This window comes from Actinomadura luzonensis, assembly GCF_022664455.2.
GTDB classification, from domain to species: Bacteria; Actinomycetota; Actinomycetes; order Streptosporangiales; family Streptosporangiaceae; genus Nonomuraea; species Nonomuraea luzonensis.
On the sequence record NZ_JAKRKC020000001.1, the window covers coordinates 2,966,389 to 2,987,369 of the forward strand.

The window sequence follows — 20,981 nt, forward strand, 5'->3', positions numbered from 1 at the left end:
AGATCAGCGGGGGTCGATCGCCGACCAGGAGAGGGTCACCTCGCCCAGCCGCCAGCGCCGCGCCCCGCCCAGCGGCGGGCGCGCGCAGACCGGCCAGGAGTCCCCGAGCAGCCGGACGGCGGCCAGCCAGCGCTGCCGCGCCCCGTGCGCCCCGTAAGGCGCGCTCACCGCCCACGCGCGGTCGAAGTCGCGCAGGAACGCATGGACGCGCTCACCCGGCACGTTGCGGTGGATGAGCGTCTTCGGCAGCCGGTCGGCCAGGTCGGAGGGCCGCTCGAAGGCGTCGAAGCGGGCCGAGAACGTCAGCGTCCGCGGCCCCTCCCGCGACAGGTCCACCCACACCGCCCGCCGCCCGGTCTCCGAGCAGGTGCCCTCCACCAGCGCGCCGTCCGGGGCCAGCTTGCCGCACAGCAGGTCCCAGTAGCGCCAGGCGTCCGCCTCGGCGTACTGGCGCAGCACGTTGAACGCCCGGACCAGCGTCGGCGGCCGGTCCACGGGCAGCTCGAAGCCGCCGAGCCGGAAGCTCAGCCCCTCCCGCTCGTACGGCTTGGCGAGCGCCACCCGCGCCGGGTCGATCTCGATCCCCACCACCTCGACCCCGGGCGCCGCCCGGCGCAGCCGGGTGAACAGCTCCAGCGTCGTGGTGTGCGAGGCCCCATAGCCCAGGTCCACCACCAGGGGCCGGTCGGCGGCACGCAGCCGCCGGCCGTGCGCCGCGACCACCCAGCGGTCGCAGCGGCGCAGCCGGTTGTGGCCGGTCGTGCCCCTGGTGACGGCGCCGACGGGCCTGGTCACCGAACCCGGTGCACCTTGTGCTGGGCGGCCTGCGCGCGCGGGCGGATGACCAGCCGGTCGACGTTGACGTGGGCCGGCCTGGTGACGCACCAGGCGATCGCGTCGGCGACGTCGTCGCTGCTCAGCGGGTCGGGGACGCCCTCGTAGACGCGGTCGGCGGCCTCCTGGTCGCCGCGGAACCTGGTCACCGCGAAGCCCTCGCTCCGCACCATGCCCGGCGCGATCTCCACGATCCGCACCGGCTGCCCGACCAGCTCCAGGCGCAGGGTCTCGGCCATCGAGCTCTGGGCGTGCTTGGCCGCGCAGTAGCCGCCGCCGCCCTCGTACGACACCAGGCCGGCGGTGGAGGTCAGCATCACCAGCACGCCGTCGCCGGAGGCGATCAGCTTCGGCGTCAGCGCCTGGACCATGCGCAGCGAGCCGAGCACGTTCACGTCGTACATGCGCTGCCAGTCGTCGAGCCGGCCCTCGGTCACCGGCTCCAGGCCGAAGGCGCCGCCCGCGTTGTTCACCAGCACGTCGCAGCGCTCCAGCGAGGCGGCCAGCGCGTCCACCGACTCCTGGGAGGTCACGTCGAGCGTCACCGGCCGGACGCCGGGGGCCTCGGCGGCCAGTTTGTCGAGCCGGTCGCGGCGTCGCGCGCCGGCCACCACGTCGTACCCCTCGGCGGCGAGCCGGCGCGCCGTCGCCTCGCCGATCCCGCTGCTCGCCCCGGTCACCACAGCCGTCTTCCGCATGCCCACATCCTGCCAGCGCCCGCCGCGCCCGCCGTCCGCACCCCCGCTATCACCACTTGTCGGGAATGTCGCAAAAATCTGGATAGTTACCTGCAAGGAGGTGGTGCCGAGTGAGGCGACGACGGGTCGGCCGGGTCGCGACCATCAGCATGCACACATCGCCCCTGGACCAGCCCGGCACGGGCGACGCCGGCGGCATGAACGTGTACATCGTCGAGTCCGCCAGACGGCTCGCCGACCTCGGCGTCGAGGTGGAGATCTTCACCCGCGCCACCGCCCGCGACCTCCCCCCGGTGGCCGAGCTCGCCCCCGGCGTCCTCGTCCGGCACGTCGCCGCGGGACCGTACGAGGAGATGGACCGCGCCGAGCTGCCCGCCCAGCTGTGCGCCTTCCTGTCCGAGGTGCTGCGCACCGAGGCCATGTACGACCCCGGCCGCTACGACGTCATCCACTCCCACTACTGGCTGTCCGGCCAGGTCGGCTGGCTGGCCAAGGAACGCTGGGGCGTCCCCCTCGTGCACACCATGCACACCATGGCCAAGGTCAAGAACCTCCTGCTGGCCGCCGGCGACAAGCCCGAGCCCCAGGCCCGCGTGGTCGGCGAGGAGCAGGTCGTGGACATCGCCGACCGCCTGGTCGCCAACACCGCCGACGAGGCCCGCGAGCTGATCGACCTGTACGGCGCCGCCGAGGAGCGCGTCGCCGTCGTCAACCCCGGCGTCGACCTCGACGTGTTCCGCCCCGGCTCTCAGGCCGCCGCCCGGCACCGCCTCGGCCTGCCGCTGGGCGCGCACGTACTGCTGTTCGTCGGCCGCATCCAGCCGCTCAAGGCCCCGGACGTGCTGCTGCGCGCCGCCTCCCGGCTGCTCATCGAGGAGCCCGCGCTGCGCGAGCGCCTGGTCGTGGCCTGCGTCGGCGGCCCGTCGGGCAACGGGCTGGCGCGGCCGTCCATGCTCACCGAGCTGGCCGCCGAGCTGGGCATCGCCGACGTCGTCCGCCTCGTGCCGCCGGCGCCGCAGCAGGAGCTGGCCGACTGGTACCGGGCGGCCACGGTCACCGTCGTGCCGTCGTACAACGAGTCGTTCGGCCTCGTCGCCCTGGAGTCCCAGGCGTGCGGCACGCCGGTCGCCGCGGCGGCCGTCGGCGGGCTGCGCACCGCCGTCAGGGACGGCGTCTCCGGCCTGCTCCTCGACGGCCACGACCCGGCCGAGTGGGCGCAGGCGCTGCGCCGCTTCGTGACCGCTCCCCACTGGCGCGACCAGCTCGCGAGAGGCGCGCGCGGGCACGCCGCCGCGTTTGGCTGGCAGGCCACCGCCTCCCGCCTGGTCGAGGTCTACACGGCCGCGCTCGCCCACCTGCACAACACGCCCGTCGCGGTGAATCTGTAGCCTGCCTAACCATGCGAGATGTCGTCGAAGCCGCGCTCAAGGCCGCGGACGTCACCTACGACGAGCCGCGGCCCGGGGCCTTCCTTGTCAAGCTCCCCGGGCAGCACAAGCTCGCCACCATGACCTGGCTCATCGTCGGCGAGCGGGTGCTGCACGTCGAGGCGTTCTTCTGCCGCAAGCCCGACGAGAACCACGAGGAGTTCTACCGCTGGCTGCTGGAGAAGAACGGCTCCATGTACGGCGTGCACTTCTCCCTCGACCCCGTCGGCGACGTCTACCTGGTGGGCCGCCTCCCGCCGGCCGCCGTCACCGAGGAGGAGGTCGACCGGCTGCTCGGCTGCGTGCTCACCTACGCCGACGACTGGTTCGACCGCGCGCTGGAGCTGGGCTTCGCCTCCTCCATCCGGCGCGAGTGGGAGTGGCGGGCCAAGCGCGGCGAGTCGCTGGCCAACCTCCAGGCGTTCGCCCGCTTCGCCGACCCCGGCCGCTGAACCTCCCTTTCCCCTTCCCACCCATAGGATTGGGACATGGCGACTTTGGTGCTGCTACGGCACGGCGAGAGTGACTGGAACGCGAAGGGCCTGTTCACCGGCTGGGTGGACGTGAGCCTGTCCGCCAAGGGCGAGGACGAGGCCCGCCGCGGCGGCAAGCTCCTCGTGGAGGCCGGGCTGCGGCCGGACATCGTCCACACCAGCCTGCTCACCCGGGCCATCCAGACGGCCCAGCTCGCGCTGGCCGAGGCCGACTTCATGTGGCTGCCGGTCAAGCGGAGCTGGCGGCTCAACGAGCGCCACTACGGCGCCCTCCAGGGCAAGAACAAGGCGCAGACGCGCGAGGAGTTCGGCGACGAGCAGTTCATGCTCTGGCGCCGCTCCTACGACGTGCCGCCGCCCCCGATCGCCGACGACGACGAGTACTCCCAGGCCGGCGACGCCCGCTACGCCCTGCTCCCGCCGGAGCTGATGCCCCGCACGGAGTGCCTGAAGGACGTCGTGGAGCGCATGCTGCCCTACTGGTACGACGAGATCGTCCCCGACCTCGCGGCCGGCCGCACGGTGCTGGTGGCCGCGCACGGCAACTCGCTGCGGGCCCTGGTCAAGCACCTCGACGGCATCAGCGACGAGGCCATCGCCGGCCTCAACATCCCGACCGGCATCCCGCTGGTCTACGAGCTGGACGAGGAGTTCCGGCCGCGCGTGCGGGGCGGCGAATACCTCGACCCCGAGGCCGCCAAGGCCGCCATCGAAGCAGTGGCCAACCAGGGCCGCTGAGCCGCACGCCCTCGCCGGAGGCCCCGGCCGCCCTGTGGCGGGTCAGGGGCCGATGGTGGGGCCGAAGGGGAGGCCGCGTTCGGCCTTGGCGACGCAGTCGGGGCACACCGGCACGTCGACCGAGCGGGCCACCGCCTCCGGTGTCGCGGGCCGCATCGTGCCCGCGACCGTGAACCCGGGCGGCAGCCCGGTCATCTGGTCGACCAGGAACGTCGTCACTTCCGCGGGGTCGTAGTCGAACTCCCGCCTGCAGGCGTAGCAGCGCCCGCTCTCCACCGCCATGGCCCGCCCCTTCCGAGACGGGCCCAGCTTACGACGTCCGCGCCGCGGGCGTCAGGACGGGCGGCTGCCGGTGACGAGGTAGACGACGTCCTGCGCGACGCGCACCGCGTGGTCGGCGTACCGCTCGTAGTAGCGGCCGATGAGCGTGATGTCGATGGCCGCCTCGATGCCGTGCTCCCAGTCCTTGCTGAGCAGGAGCCGGAACAGCCGCCGGTGCAGCCGGTCCATGGCGTCGTCGTCCTGCGGCAGCTCCAGGGCCGACTCCACGTCGCGCGAGGAGATGCAGCCGCCGGCCTTGGTGATCAGGTTCTCGGCGATCTGGCCCATCTCCACGATCGTGGAGCGCATCTGGGGCGGGATCGCCGAGTCGGGGTGGCGCAGCCGGGCGACCTTGGCGACGTGGACCGCGAGGTCGCCCATCCGCTCCAGGTCGGTGCCCATGCGCAGCGCGGTGATGACCAGGCGCAGGTCCACCGCCACCGGCTGCTGCCTGGCCATGAGGTCGAAGATCGTGGCCTCGATCTCGGCGAAGATCGCGTTGACTTCCTCGTCGCGGGAGATGACACTCTCGGCGATCGCCAGGTCCGAGTCGAGGAGGGCCGTGGTGGCACGGGAGATGGCCGACCGGGCCAGCCTGGTCATCTCGACCAGTTTGTCGGTCAGGCCTTCAAGTTCTTCATGGTACGCGTCGCGCATGCCGTCACCGTACGTGGCGCATGATGAACGAACTCCTACCGCGAGATGAACTTTCCAGGAAAGGGACGTTCATCCCCTGATGAGGGGGTCTGTCCCTGGGAAAACGCCACCTACCATCGAAGGCATGAGTGAGATGGCCATGAGCTTCGCGGCCCTGGCCGGGTTCGTCGTGGGAGCCCTGGCGGTCCTGTTCTACCGCAACCAGATCGAGGCCCCGAGCCGTTCGGCCAACGCCGACGGCGCCGAGAGCGGCGCCGCGCTGCCGCAGGGCGTGGCCTCCGTCCTCGCGGTGCTGCCCTCCTCCGCCGTGGTGCTCGACGCCCACGACCGGGTCCTTCGCGCCAGCTCGGCCGCGCGGGCCTTCGGCCTGGTGAAGGGCGACCGGCTGATGGCCGCCGAGCTGCTCGCCCTGGCCCGCCAGGTACGCCGCGACGGCGAGATCCGCGAGAGCGAGATCGACGTCGCGGGCCACAAGTTCGGCCAGGAGACCACCAACTTCGCCGTCCGCGTGGCGCCTCTCGGCTCCTACGGCCAGGTGCTCGTCCTGGCCGAGGACCAGACCGAGCGGCGGCGGGTCGAGGCGGTGCGGCGCGACTTCGTCGCCAACGTCAGCCACGAGCTGAAGACCCCCGTCGGCGCGCTCAGCCTGCTGGCCGAGACCATCCAGGACGCCGCCGACGACCCCGAGGCCGTCACCCGCTTCGCCAACCGCATGCAGCACGAGGCGGCCCGGCTCAACTACCTCGTCCAGGACCTCATCACGCTGAGCAGGATCCAGGGCGCCGAGCCGATCCCCACTCCCGGCCAGGTCTCGATCGACGAGGCCGTCCACGACGCCATCGACCACTGCAACACCAAGGCCGCGGCCAAGGACATCGCGCTCGTCACCGGCGGCACCGAGGGCCTGCGCATCTGGGGCGACGACGAGCTGCTGGTCACGGCGCTCCGCAACCTCATCGACAACGCGGTCGCCTACAGCCCGGAGCACACGCGGGTCGTGGTGAGCGTCCGCCCGGCCGGCGACTCGGTCGAGATCAGCGTCAGCGACCAGGGCATCGGCATCCCGGAGGAGGCTCTGGAGCGCATCTTCGAGCGCTTCTTCCGCGTGGACGCCGCGCGGTCGCGGGCCACCGGCGGCACCGGGCTCGGTCTCGCCATCGTCAAGCACGTCGCCGCCGCGCACGCGGGCGAGGTGTCCGTCTGGAGCAAGGAAGGGTCCGGCTCCACCTTCACGCTCCGCCTGCCCGCCTTCGGCGGCACGGCGGTGGCCGTACCACCCGCTATTCCCCTGGAGGCAGCCACATGACCCGAGTTCTCGTCGTCGAGGACGAGGAGTCGTTCTCCGACGCCCTGTCCTACATGCTGCGCAAGGAGGGCTTCGAGGTCTCGGTCGCGGCGACCGGGCCGGAGGCGCTCGACACGTTCGACCGCAACGGCGCCGATCTGGTGCTGCTCGACCTGATGCTGCCGGGCCTGCCCGGCACGGAGGTGTGCCGCTCGCTGCGGCAGCGTTCCAAGGTGCCCGTGATCATGCTGACCGCCAAGGACAGCGAGATCGACAAGGTCGTGGGCCTTGAGCTGGGCGCCGACGACTACGTGACCAAGCCGTTCTCCTCGCGCGAGCTGGTGGCCCGCATCCGGGCGGTGCTGCGCCGGCAGGGCGACGTCGTGGAGGAGCTGGAGAGCGCCGTGCTGGCCGTCGGGCCGGTGCGCATGGACGTGGACCGGCACGTGGTCGCGGTGCGCGGCGAGCAGGTGCAGCTCCCGCTGAAGGAGTTCGAGCTGCTGGAGGTGCTGCTGCGCAACGCCGGACGGGTGCTGACCCGCGGCCAGCTCATCGACCGCGTCTGGGGCGCCGACTACGTGGGCGACACCAAGACGCTGGACGTGCACGTCAAGCGGCTGCGCGCGAAGATCGAGGCCGACCCGTCCAACCCGCGGTGCATCCTCACCGTGCGGGGCCTGGGCTACAAGTTCGACGTGGTGGACGACTGAGAAACCCCTTGTTCCGGTACGGGCCGCGTACCGGGACAAGGGGTTTTCCGCTGGGTCAGTGCGCTTCCTCGGCGGGGGCCGAGGCGGACGGGGTGGGCGTCGGGGCCGGCGTCGCGCCGGGCGCGGCGGGGTACTCCGCGAATTCGCGGCTGCGCGTGACCACAGGCACGTTCAGGGACACGATCCCGGCGTTGGCGAACTGGAGGTCCAGCTTGACGGTCTCGCCGCCCCTGAGGCTCCTGGAGATCGACTCGAGCATGAGCTGGGGGGTGGGCTTGCCGGTGTTCACGAGCTGGTTGCTCGGGATCTGGACGGGGGCCGTGACCTTGACCGTGCCCATGGTGCCGGCCGAGACCGCCTGGAGGGTGTCGGGGGTGCCCGTGGTGTTGAGGATGTTGAGGTAGATCGGGGCGGAGCCGCGCCAGGGGAGCTGCGCCCCCGAGTCCGGGCCGAGGATGAACGCCTGCGGGATGTGAATGCCGCGCGAGCCGTAAGAGCCGTTCTCGATCAGGGCCTGTGCCTCGTTGGGCGCGTACGGCTTGTTGGTGGTGGCGTCGAATCCGGCGCCGCAACCGGCGAGCACGGGGGCGATCAAGAACGCGGCGGCGGCGGCAATCCAGCGACGGCTGGTCACGAGCGGGTACTCCTTGGGTCTTGCGCATGCGTGTCGGGGGCTCTCGCGCATGTATGGCCTACGCGTGAGTGCAGCGCCAACCATATCGATCCGAATCCATGGTCATATCCGCGCCCCCGCAGGTCATTCGCTATGTCCGGAAATGTCAGACATAGAGTTGCGCGCTTGTCAACCCCCAATATGCCGCTTTGACCTGCAGTTATGAGGATTTCACTGTTCCGGGAGGCTGTGGATGCGTGGTACCCTGGAGTACAGCGGAAGGGGTACTTGTCACATGACTTTCCAGGTCGGCGACACTGTCGTCTACCCCCACCATGGGGCTGCTCGGATCGAAGCAATCACGAAGCGATCCATCAAGGGTGAGGAAAAGACCTACCTGGTGCTCAAGGTCGACAAGGGCGACCTTACCGTCCAGGTGCCAGCCGAAAACGCAGAACTCGTCGGTGTGCGCGATGTCGTCGGCCAGGAAGGCCTTGAGCGGGTTTTCGACGTCCTTCGCATGCCGCACACGGAAGAGCCGACCAACTGGTCTCGCCGTTACAAGGCCAATCTGGAGAAGCTCGCATCCGGTGATGTGAACAAGGTCGCCGAAGTCGTTCGGGACCTGTGGCGGAGGGACCGCGAGCGCGGTCTGTCCGCGGGCGAGAAGCGCATGCTCGCCAAGGCGCGTCAGATCCTGGTCAGTGAGTTGGCGCTCGCCGAGAAGACCAATGAGGACAAGGCTGAGGCCCTTCTCGACGAGGTTCTCAACAGCTGAACGCGAATCTTCCACGGGTGGGCGTCGGTGTCGACGTCCACCCGTTCGCTTCGGCGGCCTCGGGGCGCGAGCTCAGCCTCGCCGGGCTGCACTGGCCGGGGGAGCCCGGCCTCGACGGCCACTCCGACGGCGACGCCGCCGCCCACGCCGCCTGTGACGCGCTGCTGTCCGCGGCCGGGCTGGGCGACCTCGGCCGGCTGTTCGGCACCGCCGACCCGCGCTGGGCGGGCGCCTCTGGTGCCGTGCTGCTCCAGGAGACCGCCCGCCAGGTGCGCGCGGCGGGTTACGAGATCGGCAACATCGCCGTCCAGGTGATCGGCAACCGGCCGAAGCTCGCCCCCCGGCGGGTCGAGGCCGAGCTGGCGCTGAGCGGCGCCGCGGGCGCCCCGGTGAGCGTGTCCGCCACCACGACCGACGGGCTCGGGCTGACCGGAAGGGGTGAGGGCATCGCCGCCATCGCGACGGCGCTGGTGGTGAACCTGTCCCCGTAGCCGGGCGTCTCTCATGTGGGATGCGTGAGGGTGTCCCGGCGGGCCGTCAGCCGGCCCGCCCTGAGCGGAGGCGGCGGTTCGTCACTGGCGCGGTACGGACCGCCGCCTTCCTTATACGTTGGGTTGTTTGTCCTGTTCAGCGGGTAGGTCTCCCCAAGACATGTGAACGTCTTCGGGGGGAGCTACACATGATCGGCGCGATTGTCTCCGCCGTGGTCATCGGCGCCATCGTCGGTGCGCTGGCCCGGCTGCTGGTGCCCGGCAGGCAGAACATGTCCATCGGGCTGACCCTCATCGTCGGCATCGTCGCCGCGCTCATCGGCACGCTGATCGCCCAGGCGCTCGGCTGGGCCGATACGCGAGGCATCGACTGGATCGAGCACATACTCCAGCTCGCGCTGGCGGTCATCGGCGTGCTGCTCGTGACCCGGATGGGCATCGGGCGGGGGCGCGGCGGCGGACGTACACGCGGAACCATGACCTGACCTGCGTAAACACAAATCCGCGCATAAAAGCCGGAGATCGGGTAGCGAACATCCCCGTGGAGGTGAACGGCTCACCCTCACGGGGAGGTTTCGAACCATGACAATCCAGTCCATCCTTGGCGCCATCGTGATTGGCGCCGTGATTGGCGCAGTCGGTCGCCTGCTGCTTCCCGGCAGGCAGGCCATCGGGTGGATTCTCACCGTCGTCGTCGGCATCGTGGCCGCCCTCCTGGGCACGCTGCTCGCGCAGGTGCTGGGCGTGGAGACGACTCCCGGCATCGACTGGATCGAGCTCGTGATGCAGGTGGTGCTGGCCATCGTGGGTGTCGGCCTGGTCGCCGGCCTGAGGCGCGGCCATCGCGTCTGACCAGAGAACTGACGGCCGTACCGCAGATCCGCGGACGCCGGGCATACATCGGCCCGCCTCGGGAGCCGATCCGATCGGACAGCTTCGATCGGACCGCCTTCCGGGGCGGGCCTTCCTGTGCGTCAGTCCTCCGGGGGCCGCGGGGTGCTCCGCAGGCGGCCCGACGGGGCCGGGGGATCGTCGTGGATCACGGGGTGCGGGGCGGTGTCCGCTAACTCGTCCTCAGCGCTCTGGGCGGTCTCCGCGGGGGGCTGGGCGCGGGGCGCGGGGGCCGGGCGGTCGTCGTCCAGGATGATGGGCTGGGGCTGGGTGTCGGCGTTCCTCGGGTCGGGGCGGGGGTGCACGAGGACGTCGGTGGGCTTGTAGCGGTCGCCCCAGCGGACGGGGCGGGTCGGGGCCTTCTGCGGGGGCTCCCCGGCGTCCTCGGCGTCTTCGGCGTCTTCGATGTCCTCGATGTTCCGGGCGTCCTGCGCGGGCTCTTGGGGTCGCTCGGGGGCGTGCTCGTCGTGGGGCGCGGCGTGCCACTCGGCGACCTGCTCCGAGACGGGGGCCTCCTCCTGCGGCTCCTGCGCGGGCTCCTCGGGCTCCTGGGGCTCGGGGCGCTGGAGCGGCGTCTCCCGTGCTCCCCGGACGCGGATCTCCTGCGTGGGGACGCCCGCCTCCTCGATCTCGTCGCGCTCGTCCTCGTCGCGCATGGGAGCGTCCACGGTCTCGTACGGAGAGACGGGGGGCGTCTCCGGGGCGGGCGTGGGCCCGACGACCGGCGTGGGCTCCAGCACCGGCGCCGGTGCGTCGGTCATGAGCGGCGGCGCCTCGGTGACCAGCGGCGGCGCCTCCGTGACCAGCGGCGGCGGACCGGCCTCGGCCGTGCCCCGCCGGTGGAACGGAACGAGGTCCGCCTCGTCCTCCTCGTCCTCCTCGCGGGCGCCGCCGCGTCCGCCCGCCTGCACGTGCTTGATCATCAGCAGCCAGATCCACAGGGCGACGGCGAGCATGACCCAGGGGGCCAGCGCCACCCCCATGGCCGCCTGCCGGGGATCGATCGCGAGGCGCAGCGCGGTGGCCGCGTTCACCGCCGCCGCGGCGACGATGAGCAGCACCAGCACGGCCGCGGCCTGGAGGCGTACCAGGAACCGGGCCGAGCGCAGCAGCAGGACGCCGACCAGGGCGACCACGAGCAGCGCGTCGAAGGCGGCGGGATAGAGGTAGGCGAGATCGGGCCGGGCCTCGCCGACGACGGCGAGCGCGCGCAGGTCGTCGAACGACAGCGCGCACGCGGCCCCGGCGAGGGCGGCGACCGCGAGCCCCGCGAGGGCGATGCCCAGGCGCCGGAGCACAGAGGGGGGAGTCACGTCCATGGCGGTTTCGAGCCTACAGAACAATGTGATTCCGAGACCGATCAAGGGAGAGACATGGCCGAGTTGCCAGCAGAAGCCCGCAACCTCCTGGACGCGCCCAATTTCGCCACCGTCACCAGCATCAACCCCGACGGCTCCCCGCAGTCGAGCGTGGTGTGGGTCCGCACGGAGGGCGACGACGTGCTGTTCTCGACGGTCAAGGGACGGGTGAAGCCGCGCAACTTCGAGCGCGACCCGCGGACGAGCCTGCTGGTGATCGATCCGGCCGATCCGTACCGGTATCTGGAGGTTCGTGGCACAGTGACCGTGTCGCCCGATCCGACGGGCGCGCTCATCGAGGAGCTGTCGCAGAAGTACCGCGGGCAGCCGTGGCAGGACAAGCCGGGCACCGAACGGCTCATTGTCCGGATCCGGCCGGAGAAGGTCGTGCTCCGAGGCTGATTTATCGGCCTGATGACGCCCTTGAGGCGTTAGCCTTGCCTTCGTGAGCCTGCACATCTACGACACCAGCACGCGCGCCATCCGTGAATTCGTGCCGGTCGAAGCCGGCCGGGCGTCGATTTACCTGTGTGGGGCCACCGTGCAGGCTCCGCCGCACATCGGGCACATCCGCTCGGGCGTCAACTTCGACGTGCTGCGGCGCTGGCTGACCCGCTCCGGCTACGACGTGACGTTCTGCCGCAACGTCACCGACATCGACGACAAGATCATCAGGGTGTCGGCCGAGGAGGGCGTGCCCTGGTTCGTGGTGGCCGAGCGCAACCAGCGGGCCTTCACCTGGGCGTACGACACGCTGGGCTGCCTGCCGCCGACCGTCGAGCCGCGGGCGACCGGGCACGTCCCCGAGATGATCACGCTGATGCGGCGGCTCATCGACCGCGGCCACGCCTACGCCTCCGGCGGCGACGTCTACTTCGACGTCCGCTCCTGGGCCGACCACTACGGCTCGCTGTCCAACCAGAAGCTCGACAACATGCGGGCCGCGGCCGACACCGACGACGAGTCGTGCAAGCGCGACCCGCGCGACTTCGCCCTGTGGAAGGGCGAGAAGCCGGGCGAGCCCACCTGGCCGACGCCGTGGGGCCCCGGGCGTCCCGGCTGGCACCTGGAGTGCTCGGCGATGGCGACGAAGTACCTCGGGCCGACGTTCGACATCCACGGCGGCGGCATCGACCTGATCTTCCCGCACCACGAGAACGAGATCGCCCAGTCCCAGGCGGCCGGCGACGGCTTCGCCCGCAACTGGATGCACAACGGCATGCTCAAGATCGGCGCGGAGAAGATGAGCAAGTCGCTCGGCAACTCCCTGCTGATCCCCGAGATGGTGCAGAAGGTGCGCCCGGTCGAGCTGCGCTACTACCTCGCGGCCCCGCACTACCGCTCCTCCATCGAGTACTCCGAGGAGGCGCTGCAGGAGGCGGCGGCCGCGTACCAGCGCATCGAGGGCTTCGTCACGCGCGCCGCCGAGGTCATCCACGACGTGGACGCCGACGCGCCGCTGCCGCAGGCCTTCGCGGACGCCCTCGACGACGACCTCGGCACGCCGCAGGCGCTCGCGGTCGTCCACGAGGTGGTGCGCGAGGGCAACGTGGCGCTGGCGCGGGGCGACAAGGAGGCCGTGGCGCGGCTGCTCGCCGAGACCCAGAACATGCTCGACGTGCTCGGCCTCGACCCGCGCTCGCCGCAGTGGCGCGGCACCGGCTCCGACCTGACGCCGGTCGTCGACGCGCTGGTGGCGGTGGCGCTGGAGCAGCGCAAGGCGGCCCGCGCCCGCAAGGACTACGCCTCCGCGGACGCGATCAGGGACCAGCTGGCGGCGGCGGGCATCACGGTGGAGGACACGCCGCACGGGGCGCGCTGGGAACTGTCCCGCTGACCGCCCGAACCGACCTGCCTTCGGCCGCCGCCGTTCCGCGGGACGGCCCCTCGGAAGGGCCGGCGCTCCCGATCCCTCCTCGAATGGGAAGATGCGGAAGATCCGTTCGTACGACTCGGAGGAGAAGCCTCGGCATGGCCGTCATCCACCAGACCGATCTCAAGCCGTCCAAGCTGGAGCTGCTCACCTCCTGGCTCCCCTCCCGGGCTTGGTACTCCGGCAGCGACGCAGGCGGACCGCGGCTGGCCAAGGCGGGCGGCTTCCGCCTGGACGACCCCGAGGGCGAGGTCGGCATGGAGTTCATGGTGGTGACCGACACCGCGGGCGCCGAACCGTCCACCTACCTGGTGCCGCTCACCTACCGGGGCGCCCCGCTCGACGGGGCGGAGCACGCGCTCGTCGGCACCATGGAGCACGGGGTGCTGGGGCGGCGCTGGGCGTACGACGGCTGCCACGACCCGGTGCTGGTCGCCCAGTTGCTGGCCCTGATCGAAGGCCGCGTCCAGGCCCAGGACCAGAACGTCAGCGACACGCCCGACCCGGACGTCACCCGCTCCTGCACCGCCGACGGCCTCGCCCCGGCGCAGTACACCGCCGTCGACGACAAGGAGGGCACCGCACTGCGGGCAGCGGACGGCACGGTCCTGCGCCTGCACCGGCTCCTGCGCCCGGCCGCCACGGACGACGTCCTCGCCGCCCTTCCGCCGTCGGCGAGCGGTCACGTCGCGGGCTCTTGGCGGGCGGCGGACGGGGCTCGCGCACGGGGGCTGTTCGCCGTTCTGAACGCAGGCTCCCGCGCCTGACGAGGCGATCGCCGTTCACTGCCGACCATCGGTCCTTCCGGCGGCATCGGCTGATCCGGTGGGCATCGGCTACTTCGGCGGCCGCCGGGCCACTGCCGGTGCGTCGCTGGCCATCGGATCCTCGGGGACGTCGGCCTCGGTAGGCGTCCGCCGACTCGCCGATCCACACCGGCCTTCGAGAGGCCGACCCCTCTGCGGGAGCCCGCCCGCACCCCGGACGACGTCAAGCTCTAGGGAATCTTCGCTTCTTACGGGGCCCGCCGACTCACCCGACGAGGCCGGGCGTTCGCGGGGCCGTGTGCCCAGATGGCCGTCGGCCCTTGAGTGGTCACTGCATCCTTTGGTGGCTGCCGGTCGCTTGGCGACGAGCGGCCTACCGGTGGCCGCCGATCCCTGGGAGCCGTCGGCCTTCGTGTGACGAGGCCACCGCCACCACTGGCCTAAACGCTCACTCCATTCACCCTCAGCGCAACGTCCACGTTCCCGCGCGTCGCGTTGGAGTAGGGGCAGACGCGGTGCGCGCCCTGCACCAGCCCCACCGCCTGATCGACGTCCCCGATCGACGGCAGGGTGACCCCGAGCTCCACCCCCAGCCGGAACGTCCCGTCACCCTGCGGGATCAGGTGCACCTTGGACTCCACGACCGCGTCACCGGCCTCCACGCCCTCCCTCCGCCCGAGCATGCTCAGCACCGCGGAGAAACAGGCGGCGTAACCGACCGCGAACAACTGCTCGGGGTTGGTGCCGTCCCCGTCCCCGCCCAGCTCTTTGGGCTGCCGGAGCCGTACGTCGAGCTTGCCGTCCGAGCTGACCCCGTGCCCGTCGGCCCGTCCTCCTGTAACGGTCGCCTCCGCCGTGTACATCGGCTTGGTCATGCCGTCCACTCCCTGCCTCGCGTTCCCGTCCCGTCTTCTTGTTTGTGAATCATAGACTTCAAAAACCGAAAGTCAACGATTAAGATCGAGAACGCCACCCTCCGGCAACCGTGTGTCTTATGGCCGCTGGGTCGAAATCCTCAAGGTGGTACTGATCCCTGGAGGCGACATGTCAGGATCCGGTCCTCGAAGCGGTCACTCGCTTCCCGTCCACACCAGGCGGGTCCTTTGCCTCGCCGCTTCGTCGGGAGGCTCCGCTTCCCCGGCGAACGTCGATACCTTGGCGGGCGTCGCCGCCGCGACCTGTCCCGAAGCCGGCGCGGCGCTGCCCTCGACCCTGGTCGCCAAGCGCGGGACGCGCGCAATCGGCCCGTCGTACGACTCTCACAGCGTGGCCACGACACAGGAACCCGTCGCGCAGCGGGTGGTGTCGGCATGACGACCTTCGTCCTGGTCGCCGGCGCGTGGCACGGACCATGGGCCTGGGACCGCGTGGTCCCGTTCCTCGACCGGGCCGGGGCCCGCACGATCGTCCCGGACCTGGCGTACGCACCTGGCACAACCCTCCGGGATCACGTCAACCAGGTGCTCGCCGCCCTGCCCGCAACCAGCAGAATCGACTCCACAACCGTCCCAGGCACCGACCGCGGAGTCGGCTCTGGAACCGGTCGCACAACTGGCCGTGAAACCGGGTGGTCCGACCATGACCCTGCCGACCAGGTGATCCTCGTCGGTCACAGCTACGCGGGTCTCGTCGTTCGCCAGGCAGCCGACATGCGCCCCGACCGGATCGCCCGCATCATCCTGGTGGACGGTTGGGCGGGCCCGACCGGAAGCAGCATGTTCACCCTCGCCCCGCCCGCCTTCGCCCAGGCGATGCGGGCCGCGGCCGAAGCCACCGCAACCCCAATCCGGCGTTCCCAGAGTCCCGCGTACGAGAACCCGACGCCCCAGACCCCTGCGCCCCAGAACCCCACACTCCAGAACCTGGCGCCCCCGGACCCCGCGCCCCCGGACCCCGCGCCCCCGGACCCCGCGCCCCCGGACCCCGCGCCCACAGACCAGCGGCTGATCCCGCCCCCTCCGCCTCACCTCTTCGGCGTGACGGACCCCGCCGACGCCGCCTGGCTGACCCGGAACCTCCGCCCCCACCCCCTCCGCACGTTCGAGGACACGACGGAGCTCACCGGCGCAGTCGCCGCCATCCCCGGCACCGCGATCCACTGCCGCCCCCAGACCTACCCCTTCGAACGACTCGGCCAGGCCATCGGCTACGACACCATCCCCATCGACGGACCCCACGACATCATGGTGGCCGCCCCGGAAGCCCTCGCCACGCTCCTCCTCTCCCTCGCCGCAGAATCACTCGGTTCAGGAACCGGAAGCCGCTGATTAAACTGCTGAAGTGGACCGTACGTACAACCAGTTCTGCGCCACCGCCAGGACCCTGGACATCGTGGGCGAGCGCTGGACGCTGCTCATCCTCCGCGACCTGCTGACCGGCCCGAAGCGGTTCTCCGACTTCCAGAACAGCTTGCGCGGCCTGGGCACCGGCCTCCTCGCCGCCCGCCTGAAGCATCTTGAGCACGAGGGCCTCATCCGCAAGATCACCCTGCCGCCGCCCGCCCGCACTCCCGCCTACGCGCTGACGGAGGCCGGCGACGAGCTCGGCCCCGCGATCCTGGAGCTGGCCAAGTGGGGCATGAAGTGGGCGATGGGCGAGCGCCGCGAGGGCGAGGCGTTCCACGGCGGCTGGGCGGTCCTCGGCCTGCGCGCGTACTTCGATCCGAGTGCCGCCGAGGACGTGCGGGCGATCTACGAGTTCCGCATCTCGGGCGAGGTCTTCCACGCCATCGTCGAGAACGGCACCATCGAGACGATCGTCGGCCCGGCGCAACGTCCTGACGCCGTCCTGGAGATCGACGACGAGGTCCTGATCGACATAGCCGCCGGCCGCACGACGTTCGGGCAGGCCGTCAGGGAACACCGTGCCCAGGCCAGCGGGGCTCCGCAGGCCATCCTCGCCCTGGTCAGCATGTTCCGTGCCCCGCAGCCCCAGTCGCGGAGGCAGCCCGGGCAGGCATGACCGGACCGGCGTACGGAGGCTGCGGGAGCGCCCGCCAACGGCCGATCCGCGGACGTACGTGCTCGGTGGCTCATCCAGCCCCAGGTCGGAGCCGGTTCGCGCGGAATCCGAACCTCCGCGCAGCGTGACGGCGTGCCGGCGTCCCGTCCTGGAGGCCGGCCCCCGTCAGGCGCCTGACACCCCGGACGACGCCGAGGCCCGGCTCCGTCCGCGGACCGACGACCTCCTGAGCCCACCACCCCGTCCTGGCCCCCGGTATGACTGAGTGGGATGAGGCGCATGACGGCCCGAGTACCCTTATGGACATGGCAGCAGGCGGTAGGGCTTCGGGCAGGCCCGCGAAGAAGAAGGGCCCGTCCAAGGGCACCGGCGGTCAGAAGCGCCGCGGGCTCGCGGGCAAGGGGTCCACCCCGCCTGCCGAGATGCGCCACTGGTACAAGGACAAGGCGCGCACCGAACGCATCGCCCGCGAGGAGCGTACGGGCGGCACCGGCACCCGGCGTCCGGCTGCGGCGGGCCGCCAGCGTCGTTCGGAGGACGCCCCGGAGTACATCGGCGGCCGGAACCCGGTCCTGGAGGCCCTGCAGGCAGGCGTCCCGTGCACGGCTCTCTACGTGGCGCAGCGCGTCGACAACGACGATCGCGTCCGCGACTCCATCAAGATCGCCGCCGAGCAGGGCATCGCCCTGCTCGAAGTCACCCGTGACAAGCTCGACCGCCTGACCGAAGGCGCGGTCCACCAGGGCATCGCCCTCCAGATCCCGGCGTACGACTACGCCCACCCGGCCGAGCTGGTGGAGCTGGCGCAGGACGCCGCCGAGACCCCTCTGATCGTCGCCCTCGACTCGGTGACCGACCCCCGCAACCTCGGCGCCATCGCCCGCTCCGCCACCGCGTTCGGCGCGCACGGCCTGCTCGTCCCGTCGCGCCGCTCCGCCGGCGTCACGGCGGGAGCCTGGAAGACCTCGGCCGGCACCCTCGCCAGCCTCCGCGTCGCCCGCGCCGCCAACCTGACGGCCGCCCTGCGCGAATACCGCGACGCCGGCCTCTTCATCATCGGCCTGGACGGCGGCGGCGACACCGATATCGCCGACGTCGACCTCCTGACCGAGCCGGCCGTCATCGTGGTCGGCTCCGAGGGCAAGGGCCTGTCCCGCCTGGTTCGCGAGCAGTGCGACGTGCTGGCCCGCATTCCGATGGCCACCGCCGCCGAGTCCCTGAACGCGGGTGTGGCGGCCGGTGTGGCGTTGTACGAGGTCGCTCGTCACAGACGTCTCTAGCGTCTACACTGGTAGGCCGCGCCGACGTAGCTCAATCGGCAGAGCATCTGTCTTGTAAACAGAAGGTCAGGGGTTCGATTCCCCTCGTCGGCTCTGCACCAGGAAGCCCCTGAACAGGCGTCATGCCGTCAGGGGCTTCTTCGTTTGTCAGGACAATGTCGGGATCTTGCTAACGGGCGTGCTAACACGGCCGCTATTCGGTGACGGCCTTGGCGAAGACGTCGGCAGCGGTGGCGGCCTGCTCATGAATGACGTGGGCGTAGATCCTGAGGGTGATCGCCAGGTCGGCGTGGCCGAGTCGGGCCGCGAGGACGTGGACGGGAACGCCGGCCAGGAGCAGCGTCGTCGCGTGGATGTGGCGGAGGTCGTGCAGGCGGGCATGGGGGAGTTGGGCTCGCGGGTTCTGCTTGTTGTGGGTTTCGATGAGCTTGGGCATGAGCGAGCTGGGCGTGTCCGGGAAGAGCGGATCTCCCCAGCCAGTCGTAAAGACGTACGCACCGCCGCCCTTCCAGGACTCGCCGAGCCTTAGGCGTTCCTCGTCCTGGCGGGCGCGGTGGGCCTTGAAGACTCTGACCGTGCTGGGGTCGAGGGACACGACGCGGGAGCAGGTCGGTGGCGAGCTGTTCGGAGACGCCCAGGCGGGCGCGGATGGAGTCGGCGGAGATCGGTTCACCGTGCTTGGCGTGGTGCTCGTCAGCGACGCGGCGGGCGTAGTCCACGAGCGCCGGGTCTGGTGCCGAACCGGGACGTCGCGGGACTCTGCGGGGACGGTTGAGGACGGTTGCGCGGAAGGTGAGGACGTCTGCGGGACGTCCTGTGGTGTGTCGGTGCCGGTGGTCGTGGCGCGGCGTTCGAGCATCGACACCGCGACGAGGAAGGCGCCGGCCGGGGTTGCGGCGGTGATCCAGCCCCAGACGGTCGGTGTGGCTTGGGCGAGGTTGGCGGCCAGTGACAGAACGATTCCGCCGGTCAGGACGAGGACGGGCCAGGAGATCGGGCCGCGCCGGGTTCGGTGGGTCTTCTTGTCGCGTTGGCGTTCGCGGGCGGCCATGACGCAGGTCAGGTCGATGCAGATGGCGATGGCCCAGGACATCCAGCCGGTCTGTCCGTGTTCGCTGGCGGTGTCGCGGATGTGGGTGAACGAGCCTGCGCCCGCGATGAGTGCCAGGACGAGGACAGGGCCGGTGTCGAGGAGCCGGGCGGTGATGCGGCGCATCTCAGCTCCTCCTCGCAGCGACCGGGTTCAGGCGGTCTGCTGGTCGGGTGTTGGGACGGGTTGAGCGATCATCACCTCGGCCCAGGGCGGTGCCAGGTGGGCGTAGGTAGTGGCGGCCTGTTCGGCGGTGTGCTCGCTGACGTAGGAGGAGCGGGCGCGGTACCACTGGCCGTCCTGGGAGGCGACGATGGCGACGCCAGGTGTCTCGGCGGCGATGGCGCGGGCCGAGTCGAGCGCGGCCGGGTAGGAAGAATGAACGCCTCTACGATCAAGGAAAGTCAGGCTGCCGCGAGCGCCGATGACGGCTGACGATCTGCCGCGTCCAGTGTGTGTACCAGTCCAAGAACGGCACCGGTTCGCTCCAGCCCCCATGCAGACGGCCCGACGGCTCAACATCCCTCCAGGGAGCCGACGGCCACCAGTACATGTCCTTCACCCATCCCATCTCGGTAAGCCAGACCGTGCCGGCGTACTCGCCGTTCATGGCGAGCATGCTGATCCACGAGCACCCGTGGCTGCACAGGAACATCGTCCCGGGTGAGGGTTTGTCCATCCACAGGGTGGGGTCTGCTTCCTCGGCGGCGAGGCGCCGCAGTTGCCGCACATCATCCCGGGTCACCGGGAAGGGCTCCCACGGGTAGGCGGCGACGTCGGGTTCCTCCTGGAAGTCCTCACGCTCCCGTTGGGTCTCTTCCACGATCCAATGCAGGTCGAGCAAGGGGCCTGGACGGACTCCCCGGCCGAATCGCAGCAGGAACGACCGGAACTCGTCAGGCAGCGGCGCGCCGATCACTTCCTCAAGAGCCACAACCTCGGATTCCGGCAGAGGCACAGCCGTTGAGAGATCAGCAAGCCGGGAGAGCTCAGCAGCCATCTCATCCAGGCTGACGTCTGACCGCATGGATTCTCCCGGTTGAAGCGTCAACGCGTACAGGCTAACGGCGTCGAAGAGCGGGTGACTGGGCTCGGGTTTGGGCTGCGTGCCCCAGCATCCGGCCACAGGAGGGTGGTGCGATACTCACCGAATGCCGCTCTACATTCCTCGCGAGGACGCCGGTTACCTCGCCGGCGCCGTACCGGTACTGGTTCTCGTCTCGACCGAACAGATCGAGCGGCTTCCCGTCTTCCGGCTCGATGCGGGCAGGCCGTTGCCCTGTGAGGGCTGGCAGTTCCTCGCCGGCCTGACCGCCTCAGTGGTCGACGGCCCCGGTGATTCCGGGATCTTCGTCGAAGGCATCGCCCGTCCCGAGGAGGCCGAAGAGCGCTTCGCATGGCTGGAGGCCGTCGACCGTTCCGGCGGTGCGGTCGTGCTGGTCGTCGACTCGCACAGTGCGGTGGACGACTGGGCGGCACTGGCCGATGGCGGGAAGGCCCGGGGCGGGTTCGTACCCGCGGTGCAGCGGACCGATTGACCGCCGAGCGGCAGGACCAGCAGCGTCTCGGGACAACCGAGGTCTGGCCGATCTTGCTAACGCTGTTGCTAACAACGTCCCTGGACGTCGGTGTACGCCCGTGGACGATCTCGAACTGGCTTGTGAACAGCAGGTCAGAGGTTCGATTCCCTTCGTCGGCGCTGCCCCGTCAGGGGC

25 protein-coding genes and 1 tRNA gene are annotated in these 20,981 nt (G+C 70.8%); 17 read left to right on the forward strand and 9 right to left on the reverse strand.

What is annotated here, in order from left to right; translation table 11 throughout:
- Positions 1–3: 3 nt before the first annotated feature.
- Together MF672_RS14420 and MF672_RS14425 are read right to left on the reverse strand one after the other, a co-directional pair.
- Positions 4–795 (reverse strand): class I SAM-dependent methyltransferase, encoded by a 792-nt coding sequence (locus MF672_RS14420; RefSeq protein ID WP_242377491.1) that lies wholly within the window; start codon positions 793–795, stop codon positions 4–6.
- A complete protein-coding gene (locus MF672_RS14425; RefSeq protein WP_242377492.1) occupies positions 792–1,532 on the reverse strand; it encodes an SDR family oxidoreductase in 741 nt (246 codons plus the stop codon). Before MF672_RS14425 ends, MF672_RS14420 begins: the two co-directional genes overlap by 4 nt.
- Positions 1,533–1,681: 149 nt before the next feature.
- Here MF672_RS14425 and mshA point away from each other — a divergent pair, with 149 nt between their 5' ends.
- The 3 genes from mshA to MF672_RS14440 are packed head-to-tail and all read left to right on the forward strand — an operon-like array spanning position 1,682 to position 4,191.
- Entirely contained in the window at positions 1,682–2,920 is a 1,239-nt protein-coding gene (gene mshA / locus MF672_RS14430; protein ID WP_242377531.1) for a D-inositol-3-phosphate glycosyltransferase, read from the forward strand.
- An 11-nt stretch (positions 2,921–2,931) separates the two neighbouring features.
- Positions 2,932–3,411: a type III secretion system chaperone family protein gene (locus MF672_RS14435; RefSeq protein ID WP_242377493.1), complete on the forward strand. Its 480-nt coding sequence runs from the start codon at positions 2,932–2,934 to the stop codon at positions 3,409–3,411.
- A gap of 36 nt (positions 3,412–3,447) precedes the next feature.
- Positions 3,448–4,191, forward strand: a complete 744-nt coding sequence (locus MF672_RS14440; RefSeq protein ID WP_242377494.1) for a phosphoglyceromutase — start codon at positions 3,448–3,450, stop codon at positions 4,189–4,191.
- Between the two features lie 42 nt (positions 4,192–4,233).
- Here MF672_RS14440 and MF672_RS14445 read toward each other — a convergent pair whose 3' ends face one another.
- Together MF672_RS14445 and phoU are read right to left on the reverse strand one after the other, a co-directional pair.
- Complete coding sequence (locus tag MF672_RS14445) at positions 4,234–4,473, reverse strand: hypothetical protein (protein ID WP_242377495.1); 240 nt, start codon at positions 4,471–4,473, stop codon at positions 4,234–4,236.
- A gap of 51 nt (positions 4,474–4,524) precedes the next feature.
- Positions 4,525–5,169 carry a phosphate signaling complex protein PhoU gene (gene phoU, locus MF672_RS14450; protein WP_242377496.1) on the reverse strand — a complete coding sequence of 215 codons (645 nt, stop codon included), beginning with the start codon at positions 5,167–5,169 and terminating at the stop codon, positions 4,525–4,527.
- Between the two features lie 133 nt (positions 5,170–5,302).
- Here phoU and MF672_RS14455 point away from each other — a divergent pair, with 133 nt between their 5' ends.
- Both MF672_RS14455 and MF672_RS14460 read left to right on the forward strand, forming a co-directional pair.
- The gene (locus MF672_RS14455) at positions 5,303–6,475 is read left to right on the forward strand and encodes a sensor histidine kinase (protein ID WP_242377533.1); all 1,173 of its coding nucleotides are present in this window, start codon (positions 5,303–5,305) and stop codon (positions 6,473–6,475) included.
- Positions 6,472–7,164: a response regulator gene (locus MF672_RS14460; RefSeq protein ID WP_242377497.1), complete on the forward strand. Its 693-nt coding sequence runs from the start codon at positions 6,472–6,474 to the stop codon at positions 7,162–7,164. The genes MF672_RS14455 and MF672_RS14460 overlap by 4 nt, the downstream gene beginning before the upstream one ends.
- A 55-nt stretch (positions 7,165–7,219) precedes the next feature.
- Here MF672_RS14460 and MF672_RS14465 read toward each other — a convergent pair whose 3' ends face one another.
- The gene (locus tag MF672_RS14465; protein WP_242377498.1) at positions 7,220–7,798 is read right to left on the reverse strand and encodes a copper chaperone PCu(A)C domain-containing protein; all 579 of its coding nucleotides are present in this window, start codon (positions 7,796–7,798) and stop codon (positions 7,220–7,222) included.
- A 274-nt stretch (positions 7,799–8,072) separates the two neighbouring features.
- Here MF672_RS14465 and MF672_RS14470 point away from each other — a divergent pair, with 274 nt between their 5' ends.
- From MF672_RS14470 to MF672_RS14485, 4 genes are all read left to right on the forward strand, one after another.
- Positions 8,073–8,555, forward strand: coding sequence for a CarD family transcriptional regulator (locus MF672_RS14470; RefSeq protein WP_043624891.1), 483 nt, complete (start codon positions 8,073–8,075; stop codon positions 8,553–8,555).
- Positions 8,556–8,572: 17 nt separating this feature from the next.
- Entirely contained in the window at positions 8,573–9,046 is a 474-nt protein-coding gene (gene ispF / locus MF672_RS14475; protein WP_242377499.1) for a 2-C-methyl-D-erythritol 2,4-cyclodiphosphate synthase, read from the forward strand.
- Between the two features lie 188 nt (positions 9,047–9,234).
- Positions 9,235–9,531: a GlsB/YeaQ/YmgE family stress response membrane protein gene (locus MF672_RS14480; protein ID WP_242377500.1), complete on the forward strand. Its 297-nt coding sequence runs from the start codon at positions 9,235–9,237 to the stop codon at positions 9,529–9,531.
- Positions 9,532–9,628: 97 nt separating this feature from the next.
- Positions 9,629–9,898 (forward strand): GlsB/YeaQ/YmgE family stress response membrane protein, encoded by a 270-nt coding sequence (locus tag MF672_RS14485; RefSeq protein WP_242377502.1) that lies wholly within the window; start codon positions 9,629–9,631, stop codon positions 9,896–9,898.
- Between the two features lie 122 nt (positions 9,899–10,020).
- On the opposite strand, the gene MF672_RS14490 is transcribed toward MF672_RS14485, so the two are convergent.
- Positions 10,021–11,256, reverse strand: coding sequence for a DUF2637 domain-containing protein (locus MF672_RS14490; RefSeq protein WP_242377505.1), 1,236 nt, complete (start codon positions 11,254–11,256; stop codon positions 10,021–10,023).
- Between the two features lie 54 nt (positions 11,257–11,310).
- Between MF672_RS14490 and MF672_RS14495 the strand changes: the two genes are divergently transcribed.
- The 3 genes from MF672_RS14495 to MF672_RS14505 all read left to right on the forward strand — a co-directional run bounded on the left by MF672_RS14495 (position 11,311) and on the right by MF672_RS14505 (position 13,935).
- Positions 11,311–11,697, forward strand: coding sequence for a PPOX class F420-dependent oxidoreductase (locus MF672_RS14495; protein ID WP_242377507.1), 387 nt, complete (start codon positions 11,311–11,313; stop codon positions 11,695–11,697).
- A gap of 43 nt (positions 11,698–11,740) precedes the next feature.
- The gene (gene cysS / locus MF672_RS14500) at positions 11,741–13,132 is read left to right on the forward strand and encodes a cysteine--tRNA ligase (protein ID WP_242377509.1); all 1,392 of its coding nucleotides are present in this window, start codon (positions 11,741–11,743) and stop codon (positions 13,130–13,132) included.
- Positions 13,133–13,266: 134 nt separating this feature from the next.
- Entirely contained in the window at positions 13,267–13,935 is a 669-nt protein-coding gene (locus tag MF672_RS14505; protein ID WP_242377511.1) for a maltokinase N-terminal cap-like domain-containing protein, read from the forward strand.
- Positions 13,936–14,375: 440 nt separating this feature from the next.
- Here the strand turns inward: MF672_RS14505 and MF672_RS14510 are convergent, their stop codons facing one another.
- A complete protein-coding gene (locus MF672_RS14510) occupies positions 14,376–14,810 on the reverse strand; it encodes an organic hydroperoxide resistance protein (protein WP_242377513.1) in 435 nt (144 codons plus the stop codon).
- Between the two features lie 435 nt (positions 14,811–15,245).
- Here MF672_RS14510 and MF672_RS14515 point away from each other — a divergent pair, with 435 nt between their 5' ends.
- The 4 genes from MF672_RS14515 (at position 15,246) to MF672_RS14530 (ending at position 18,269) form a co-directional block, all read left to right on the forward strand.
- Positions 15,246–16,202, forward strand: coding sequence for an alpha/beta fold hydrolase (locus MF672_RS14515; RefSeq protein WP_242377514.1), 957 nt, complete (start codon positions 15,246–15,248; stop codon positions 16,200–16,202).
- Positions 16,203–16,215: 13 nt separating this feature from the next.
- Positions 16,216–16,896 carry a winged helix-turn-helix transcriptional regulator gene (locus tag MF672_RS14520; protein ID WP_242377515.1) on the forward strand — a complete coding sequence of 227 codons (681 nt, stop codon included), beginning with the start codon at positions 16,216–16,218 and terminating at the stop codon, positions 16,894–16,896.
- Between the two features lie 305 nt (positions 16,897–17,201).
- Entirely contained in the window at positions 17,202–18,176 is a 975-nt protein-coding gene (rlmB, locus tag MF672_RS14525) for a 23S rRNA (guanosine(2251)-2'-O)-methyltransferase RlmB (RefSeq protein WP_242377516.1), read from the forward strand.
- A gap of 20 nt (positions 18,177–18,196) precedes the next feature.
- Positions 18,197–18,269: transfer RNA gene (locus tag MF672_RS14530), tRNA-Thr, on the forward strand.
- Positions 18,270–18,369: 100 nt separating this feature from the next.
- Here the strand turns inward: MF672_RS14530 and MF672_RS14535 are convergent.
- Together MF672_RS14535 and MF672_RS14540 are read right to left on the reverse strand one after the other, a co-directional pair.
- Positions 18,370–19,392, reverse strand: coding sequence for a DUF2637 domain-containing protein (locus MF672_RS14535; protein ID WP_242377517.1), 1,023 nt, complete (start codon positions 19,390–19,392; stop codon positions 18,370–18,372).
- A gap of 268 nt (positions 19,393–19,660) precedes the next feature.
- Positions 19,661–20,266 carry an SMI1/KNR4 family protein gene (locus tag MF672_RS14540; protein ID WP_242377518.1) on the reverse strand — a complete coding sequence of 202 codons (606 nt, stop codon included), beginning with the start codon at positions 20,264–20,266 and terminating at the stop codon, positions 19,661–19,663.
- 151 nt (positions 20,267–20,417) lie between these two features.
- On the opposite strand from MF672_RS14540, the gene MF672_RS14545 reads away from it, so the two are divergent.
- Positions 20,418–20,804 carry a hypothetical protein gene (locus MF672_RS14545; protein ID WP_242377520.1) on the forward strand — a complete coding sequence of 129 codons (387 nt, stop codon included), beginning with the start codon at positions 20,418–20,420 and terminating at the stop codon, positions 20,802–20,804.
- Positions 20,805–20,981 lie beyond the last annotated feature (177 nt).